4 protein-coding genes are annotated in these 9,100 nt (G+C 63.8%); 2 read left to right on the top strand and 2 right to left on the bottom strand.

The features are described 5' to 3' along the window. Positions 1 to 42: 42 nt before the first annotated feature. Positions 43 to 1,815: a glycosyltransferase family 61 protein gene (locus H288_RS33125; protein ID WP_020096219.1), complete on the top strand. Its 1,773-nt coding sequence runs from the start codon at positions 43 to 45 to the stop codon at positions 1,813 to 1,815. 19 nt (positions 1,816 to 1,834) lie between these two features. Continuing rightward, positions 1,835 to 3,616 carry a glycosyltransferase family 61 protein gene (locus tag H288_RS33130; RefSeq protein WP_020096220.1) on the top strand — a complete coding sequence of 594 codons (1,782 nt, stop codon included), beginning with the start codon at positions 1,835 to 1,837 and terminating at the stop codon, positions 3,614 to 3,616. Between the two features lie 37 nt (positions 3,617 to 3,653). Here H288_RS33130 and H288_RS0129725 read toward each other — a convergent pair whose 3' ends face one another. Then, on the bottom strand, positions 3,654 to 7,178 hold the full coding sequence (locus H288_RS0129725) for a rhamnan synthesis F family protein (RefSeq protein ID WP_081636584.1): 3,525 nt from the start codon (positions 7,176 to 7,178) through the stop codon (positions 3,654 to 3,656). A gap of 474 nt (positions 7,179 to 7,652) precedes the next feature. Beyond that, a partial coding sequence (locus H288_RS34440) for a glycosyltransferase (protein ID WP_158684271.1) occupies positions 7,653 to 9,100 on the bottom strand: 1,448 nt, incomplete at its 5' end.

Here is a 9,100-nt window from a genome sequence, read left to right on the forward strand (position 1 = left end):
CGGGACGGCGCGGCGGATCTCGTGAAGGAACGGTCGGTATCGATGCGGGACGACTTTCGGCGAATCCTGACACAGGCCAACCGGACTAACGGCGCCGCCACCCTCGACGCGATCGAAGGCGCCCTCGCGGCGCCGACGGAGGAGCGCGCCGAGACCGCCGCGCAGCACCTCGCGACCCTCGCGTTCCGGTATCAGGGCGAGAACAGCTTCGATCTGGCGGCCCGCGCCTACAGGATGGCGGCCCAGGCCTCGCGCGCGCGGACCGCGCAGTACCATCTCGCCGCCATCCGGACGGACATCGTCGACCGGTGCCGGCGGCAGGAATTCGACAGCGTCGAGGACCTCCTGGAGGCGCTGCGCCAAGCCAAGGCGGCGGTCCAGGATCGCGGGCAGGACGACCCGTCGCTGGTCCAGATCGCCTGGGACTACGAGCTGGCCGGGGAGGCCGAGAGCGCGGTGCGCTGCTACCTGCTGGCACGGATCGCGCGGGACACCCTGGGCGGGCGGGCGCTGACGGTCGACGGCGACACGCTGGAGCGCAAGATCCGGAACCTGCGCAGCCTGCAGATGACCGCGCTGGCCGAAGCCGGCCGTCATGAGGAGGCGCGGGCGCTGCACGAGCGGACGCGCACGACCCTCGGGCTCGGGCCGGTGCGGATCTACGACATCATGTCCGCACGCCAAGCCGCGGCGCAAGGGGAGGGCGAGTATCGCGAGCTGGTCAGCCCGCGCCGGATCGCGGAACCGGAGATCCGCTTTCTCGAAGGGCCGGTGGCGCTGACCTCCGTGTGCGGCACCCTGGATGCCCCTCCGCAATACGTCGCCCGGTTCAAGGACTGCCTCACCTTCCCGCGCAGCAACATCGTGCTCCAGGGCAGCCGCCTGATCTACGACCTCGCGGCGCACCCCGACAGCGGCATCGCCGACATCAAGGACGGCAAGAACACCGACCAGATCATGACGGCGGTATACGGGGCCGGGCGCGCCCTGGTGGAGGAGCCGGCCGAAGTGCGGAGCCTGGAATCCGGCCTGATGATGTTCGGGCTCCAGAGCAAGAACTACGGCCACTGGCTGCTCGAGTTCGTGCCGCGGATGCTGTGGTTCAACGATCCCACCTGCCCCGCGGGCTTCCCGATCTGCATCGACGATCACATGCCGGCGACACATCGGCAGATCGTGGAGCTGCTCGACACGCGCGGGCGCGAGATCCTCCCGCTCCCGGCGCAGGCGGTCCGCTTCCGCGAACTCGGGGTTGCCCCGGTCCCGACCTTCTTCCCGTTCGACGCCCGGCCGGACGTGCCGGTCTACGACTCCGTCTGGCCGAAGGACGTCCTCGGCGCCATGCGGCGCGCCGTGATCGACAGGCTCGCAGCACGGGGCCTGGACCTGCGTCCGACCGGTCGGCGGATCGTCCTGTCGCGGAAGGGTTTTACCCAGCGCCAGCTCGTCAACGAGGCCGAGATCATCAACGCCCTCGCGCGCTACGGCTTTGAGGTCGTCTACCCGGAGAAGCTGTCCTTTATCGAGCAGATCGCGCTCTATCATTCGGCCGATGTGATCGTCGGCTCTGCGAGTTCGGCCATGACGAACACCATCTTCTGCAATGACAGAGCCCGCGTCGTCGCGCTGATCCACGAGAACCGGTCGTTCAATTTCCGCGGCTACACCAGCATGATCGAGTCTAGCGGCGCGCAGGTTCTCTTCATCCGGGGCTCGACGGTGCCGGGTGAGAAGACGCATCCGTTCCACGCCAATTACACGGTTCCGTTCGCACAGGTGCTGCGCGGCCTCGAGCGCGTCGGCGTCTGCCCGTAGCGGTCAGGGACGAAGCGACATGAGGCCGACGGCGACCTTTCTCGACCTTGTCCGATCGATCGACAGCGGCAACGCCTCGACCCGGCTGGAGACTCTGGCCTCCCTGCTCACCGCTGAACCTCCGTCGGGACCACGTGCGGCCGCGACCCTGCGGCACCTCGAAGCCCTGGGCTTCCGGCTCGAGGGCGGCGCCCAATTCGGGGATGCGGCGCGCGCCTACGCCCTCGCCGCCGCGATCGACCCGCACGATACTCAGCGCTGGCACCAGAACGCCGCCGTGGCACGCCTGCGCGGCTTCATTGAGCAGGAGCTCTGGCCCAACGCGGCGGCGTATATTGCGGAACTCCGAAGCCGGGACGGGGCAGGGGCTATCCCGTACGAGACCGCGCGGACGCTGCTGCAACTCGGCTGGACCCACGAGTGCCGCGGCCGAGCGGAGCCCGCCGTACAATGCTACCGCCTCGCCTACGACCTCAACGGCGGCGATACCGGCCTTGCGACCGTGGACGGGGACAGCCTCAGCCGGAAAATCAGGAACCTGCGCCTACTTCAGATGAACGCTCTGGCAGAGGCGGGCCAGCACGAGGAGGCCGTGGTGCTGCACGAGAGCACCCGGTCGATCGTCGGTCTCGGCCCCGTCGGCATCTACGGTATCCTCACAGCCCGGCAAGCCGCCGGGGAGGGGCACGGGCGCTATCACGAACTGCGACCCGGCCGCCGGATCGCCGACCCGGCCGTGACCTTCCTCGACGGCCCAATCCCGCTGACCTCCCAACCTGGGATCCTCGAGGCACCACCGCAATACGTCGCGCTGTTCAAGGACTGCCTGACCTTTCCCCGCAGCAACGTCGTGCTCCGCGGCGAGCGCCTGATCTACGACCTCGCAGCCCATCCCCTGAGCGGAGTCGCCGACATCAAGGACGGGGTCAATCCGGGTCAGATCATGACGGCCGTCTGGGGAACGGAACGCGCCCTGGTCGAGGCGCCGTCGGAGATTCGCGAGATCGAGGCCGGGCTGATGCTGTTCGGCTTCCAGAGCCGTCAGTACGGCCACTGGCTGCTGGAATTCGTCCCCCGCATGCTGTGCTTCAATGATCCGGCCTGCCCCTCGGGATGGCCGCTCTGTGTCGACGACGGGATGCCGGAGACGCACCGCCAGATCGTCGCGCTGATGGACACTCGCGACCGGCCGATCGTGACGCTGCCCCCGGTCGCGACGCGGTTCCGCGAACTCGGCCTCGCACCCGTACCGGCCTTCTTCCCGTTCGACACCCGGCCGGGGTTACCGATCTACGACGCGATCTGGCCGCAGGACATCCTCGCCGCCGTGCGGGACAGGATTCTCGCGCGGCTCGCCGCGGCTGGGGTCGATCTCCGGCGGACCGGGCGGCGCATCATCCTGTCCCGGCGGGGGTTCACGCAGCGCCAGCTCGTCAACGAAGCCGAGATCGTCGAGACGCTGCGGCCCCACGGGTTCGAGGTCGTCCAGCCCGAGCAGCTCAGCTTCGCCGAGCAGGTGCAGATGTACCACGCCGCCGACATCATCGTCGGGTCGGCGAGTTCCGCCCTGATTAACTGCATCTTCTGCCGACCGGGCGCCCGGGTCGTGGCGCTCGCGCACGAGAGCCCGGAATTCTACTTCCGCGGCTTCTCCAGCTTCGTCGAGTCCAGCGGCGCGCGCCTTCTGTTCGTGCGCGGAACCACCCTGCAGGCGGAGGGCGTCCACCCGATGCACGCGAACTACATACTCCCGCCGGCGATGATGCGGCGGGCTCTGGAGAGGGTCACGGTCGCTCCTTGAGGCGCATCCGCTGACAGCGCCTCGGCCGGACGTCGGACTAACCCCCTCCCGCATACACCTTGTGAATCGGCAGACCGCAGAAATCGTCCTCCACACCGAGCGTCCGCATCGGTTCGGACGGGGTGGCGATCAGCCCTTGCATCAGAAGACGCAAGAATTCCTGTGGCCCTCTCGATGGGATGTCGGCTTGGAGGAGGCTCGGTCCGTAGAGATCGAGCGTGTCAGTGATGTACTGCTCGGCGCCCGCGTGCAGCTCGGCGAGGATATCGTGCTCGGCGGGGGTCCGCGGGTCGGCCTTGAACAGGGGCGCGATCCGTTCGCCCGCGCTCTCGTAGCCGACGACCTGCCCGTGGGGAGCGGTCAGGAACGCCTCGACCGCGAGGCCGTAGGCTAGGACGGGGAGCGATGACGTCTCGGGGTTCTCGGCGCCCGCACGGAAGCAGCTGAAGGCAGTGCCGCCGTCCCTCTCCACCATCTGAGCCGCGTCGAAGGTCGTCATGTAGAGGCCGATCAGCGGCTGGCCGAGGGCCAGCTGCATCATCTTCTGGATCGTGGCCGAGTATCCGACATCAACCACGGCGTGGAGGCCTCCGGCATCGAGGCCCTCCTGTCGGGCATATGCGCGGAACCGCGCGTTCAGGTCCGCCCCATGGGCCATGATTTCCGGCCCGAGGTCGGTCATGACGCGCTCGATGACTGGGGCATCGGCCGGAAGCCGCACGTCGCGGCCGTCCAGTCCGAGATGCGCCGGGGCGGTGAAGCTCGCCCGGTTCCAGAGCAGGGACTGGATACTCCCCACGTAGCGGCCTGCCCCGGTCACCAGATCCGGACGGAAACCCGTGCCGAGGGCCGCACCGATCGCCACCTGCCGGGAAACGTGGAAGTACCGACCCTCGGGCAGATGGCGCAGGCCGTAGCGCTCCCGGATCAGCCGATAGACCTTGACCAGAAAGTCGCCCTCGCGCGCGAGAAAGTACAGCCTCTCGACCCGGCCCAGGGCCTCGTGCCGGCTCAGCCAGGACATAAACAGCAGCATGAGCGGCCCGAACACGACGTAGCCGACGTCGCGGGCCGAGCTGAGCGACAGGTAGGGCGGCCCGGCCCGGTCGAGGAACGGATTCCGGCACAGCGTCAACATGGCGTGGCCGATGACCAGATCGGACGACCACGTCCGCGCGAGATTGCCTTCGTCCCGCACGAACCCGCTCTGCGCGAGGATCTTGGCCGGGTGGGCGACGTGCAGGTAGGGGATCCGCCGGTCGCAGGCCGCCTGAATGTCGGAATGCTCGTTGTCGCCGACATGCAGCCAGCGGGCGCGCGGCACCGCCTCGGCCTCCTCGACATGGCGCCAGAGGTCGCCCCGGTCCTTGCGGGCGCCGACCGCGTTCGACACGTAGAGCGCCGCGAACAGGTCGGCGACGCCGATCGCCTGGAGGATGCCGCGGATGTCGGCCTCCTCGTAGTAGGTGTCGGTCATCAGGACGATGCGCTTGCCGCGTTCATGCGCCGCCGTGAGGATCGCGATGACCTCAGGCCGTGGGTGCAGGGCACCGAGGTCGATCCGCTTCTCCAGAGCGCACGCGCGCGCGACGACATCGCTGGGGATCGTCCCGGAGGCGGCGAGCTCCGTGTAGATCTCCGACAGGTTGACGTCGCCCTGATGGTGCTTGCGGGCGCGGACCCGGTTCTCGGCAGCCCGGCGCTCCGCGAAGAGCGGGATGGGTCGACCTACCTCGGCCGCGATACGATGCTCGACGAGCTTGAGCACGGCGTCCGGGCGCCGGGCCGGGCGGCTTACGAGGGTGTCGAACAGGTCGAACGAGACGAGGTCGGCATCCTGCAGCGCCCGCAGCGCCTGATCTTGGGTGCGGGCGCTGTACTGGTGCCAGTTGCGAGCGCTGCCGCCAAAGCGGGCGAGCCCGCGGTCGTAATCGAGGCATACGGCGCGGTAGCCCTGCGACCGGCACACGATCGGGATGACCCGCTCGATGGCGTGGGCGAGCGTCCCGTCGGTCTGGCCGTGCTCCTCGGGAAAATCCTGGGGCGTCAATCCGGCGACCAGCAGCGGGCGAAGAGCATCGACCCGCGCCCAGAACATGCCGCCGACCGGGTAGTCGATGTACTCGTCGAACCCGTCATAGGGCAGCCCGAGGCGGTCGAGCAGACCGTAGCCGGTGCCGATGTTGGAGAGCCACGCGTGCGCCCAGTAGATGATGTGCGCGCTGGTCTCCGGGAAGAACAGGCCGATCCGGCTGTCCTCCTCGAATAAGGACAGGGCGATGGCGGCACAGGCGGCGTTCGCGAACAGCGCCCGGTAGATCTCATCGCGCCAGCGCGTCTGCTCAGCGCCGCTGAACAGCGATTTCTTGGTGTGGACGTGGAGTACGAGGTCGTAGCGCAGGATGTCGGGCGCAAACACGGTGACGAGGGGGCCGAAGTTGCGACCACGGTTCTCCGCCAGCACGACCCGGCAGCGTTCGGCGAGCCCGGCGCGCTCCGCCGCAGCCTCCAGCGCGCGCTGCTTGGCGGGCTCATCGGTTGAGACGAGCAGGTCGGACGCCGGGATTGCCCGCACGAGGTGGGGCAGGAGGTCCTCGAACACGTCGACGTAGAAGGCGTGGACGACGACGACGACGCGTGCGCGCGTGCTCGCACGCAGGACGATGGGGTGGGTCTCGATCGCACGCGCGTCGGCGGTGCGGGTGCAGGCGAGGCGGATGGGTCGTCCCTCCGCGCGCCCACTCGTCAAGTAGTGCAGCAGTGGGTTGGCGCCAGCCTCGGCCACATCGGGATTGTTGCCGAGATACCAGGCACCGTCGAACAGGGGGCCGGGGTTGCGCCCGAGCGCTGCGCCCTCGCGGAGATAGTGTCGCGCGGCTCGGTCCGACGGCAGGTCGGGGACCTGAGTCGTCCGGTACCAGTTCGCGTCGAACAGTTCGGACTCTTCGATTCGCGCCAGCGCCGCCGGGTCGGCGAAGTGGCAGATCGGCCGGCCTTCGGCGCGCCCGTCGTTCAGATAGTGCAGAAGGGGATTTTGGCCCGCCGCGGCAACGTCGGAGTTGGTCCCAAGATACCAGGACCCGTCGAACAGGGGGCTTGGGCTGAGCCCGCGCGCAGCTCCTTCCTGCAAGTAGTGCAGCGCGGCGCGGTCCGGCGGCACGTCGGGGGCCTGAGTCGCCCGGTACCATTCCGCGTCAAACAGGTCAGAGGTAGCGATTCGCGCCACCAACTCCGAGCCGAAGACTGGTCTGATCAACCGCCCCTCAGATTGCCCGCTATTCAAATAGTGCAGCAGCGGATTTAAACCTGCAATGGCGACATCAGCGTTGTTCTCCAGGTACCATGGTCCGTCGAACAGCGGGCCGGGGCTCAGCCCAAGCGCCGCGCCCTCCTGAAGATAATGCCGCGCGGCTTGGTCCGGTGCCACGTTGGGTGCTTGGGTCGCCCGGTACCACTCCGCATCGAACAGATCACAAGCTCCAATTCTTCGCTCGGCTGTGCAATCGACACCAATACCAAAGAGACTGAGGAGCATCCGCTGAATCGCGTTGTAAAAAGCCATATCAACAGCATGTTATGAGGCAATGTAGGCCGAGCGGGGTCGGCTTCCCCAGCCTCAGATAGAACCTAGATGAACGCTGTACAGCAAAAACGCGAGAGTTCGCAAACGCTCGACGGCGCCCACACGCTTATCGAGACACACCAAGACAGGCAGTTCCTTTTACAGACTCACAGTCGGCTCGGAGGCGGGAAACATAAGACGCCAAGTCAAGCCACACGTCGGCCGTCTGCGTACTAACCTCCTCAATCAAAGGCCTCATACAAAAACGCACATTTTCAATATGGGCTGACTTGGGTAATCAAAAGCGTTCATTGATTTGGCAGGGCGATCAGGTATCGAAAACGCCGTCAGCAAGACTTCACCGAATGTCTTTTAACACAGCGTCGGCCATTCGACAATCTCGGCGATTGCAGAATTTGCTAGGCCATTTCAATATGATTGACCTGCCACACACGCAATTTCAGAACAATCATATTATAAGTTCTCGAGAATATCCTGCAAATACTTCTGCCCAGCGTCCATGGAATGCCTAGATCGAACAAACTCCATGCCCTTGTCTGACAATAGATTCCATAAAAACTGATCGTTGTAGGCCTGGATTATCAGATCCGCAAATTCTGCTACATCCCTAGAAATCAAAGCCGTCTCTCGATGAACAAGCGACATGCCTTCCGCCGCAATTGGGGTAGCAACACATGGCACTCCGTAGCATAGACTAGATACAACTTTACCTTTGGCTCCAGCACCATACCGCAACGGCGCCACAGTCAAGCGAACATTATCCAATTCTTGGGATAGATCGCCGATATGACCGACGATTCTCAAACCCGGGTCATTTCTACCACTTAATTCTTCAGGCAGATCAGCGCCAACGAGGTGAAATTCAACATTCGGCAATTTTATTCTCACAATCGGCCAGATATTGTCGAGAAAAAAGGTAGCAGCATCAACATTAGGGAGATGCTTGTATCCACCTATGAACGCTACATTTCTTCTCTCTTCGAACCCCTTTTTCGAGCCCGGGATATCTCGTAGAAGGGGAACTGTGTAGCAGCGCGCACCTGGAGCTGTGTTTTCAAGCAGTTTTTGCTCTTCGACAGAGACCACCAATGTAGCATCAGAAAGCCTTGCTAGATACCGCTCCCGCTCGCTAGTCCCGTACGATCGATTCAAACCTACTCTATCGTTGTGGAGGTATGCAGCTCTTCGTTCGCGCAGCCCATGCAAATCCAATGTATTAAATATAATCTTCGCGTCAGGCGCAAACTTTCTCACCGACTCAAAATAAAATCCGCCGCAATAAACTCGCGAAAGAATAAACAAATCAAAATTTCTGCCGTAACAATCGATAAAATATTCGATATCGACCGCGTTATGTTCATCGATTATCGTCACACCAAGCTGAACGACGGAGCGTCGAGCCGCTAACATTATTTCATCCGCGGCCGCAGAACTAAATTGAGCGGTGGCGGAGAAATAGACCTTATAGCCCTGAAAGATCAGCAGTTTAATTAGGTTGACGGCATCAACCGATCCAGAATCCCGATCAGGCGTTGGATAGGTGGCGTCTATTATATATACATTCTTTCCGCTAGGCACGAAGTTAATTGGCTCGGGAACTTTGCTAATAGGTCTGTTTTCGTGAATGCCAAACTGAAGATAGTGCTGCAAAGGCTCAATATCGGAATGAACCAAATCGAGATTAAGTCGGCGGTAATGATCGAGGGAAAAGAGAGGACTCGGGTCGCAGCGGTTATATCGACCAGATGTAATAAAATGTTCTAAAGGCCGCCTTCCAAATGATTGATCTTGATCTTGAATTTTGCTTGCGTGGACGTGCAGGTACCAGGCTGGATCGAAGTACGGGTTCGGCCAGCGTCCCTGCATCTCGCCCGAGCGCAGATAATGGTCCAACGGTGAGA

The sequence above is a fragment of the Methylobacterium sp. 285MFTsu5.1 genome, from assembly GCF_000383455.1.
Lineage (GTDB): Bacteria > Pseudomonadota > Alphaproteobacteria > Rhizobiales > Beijerinckiaceae > Methylobacterium.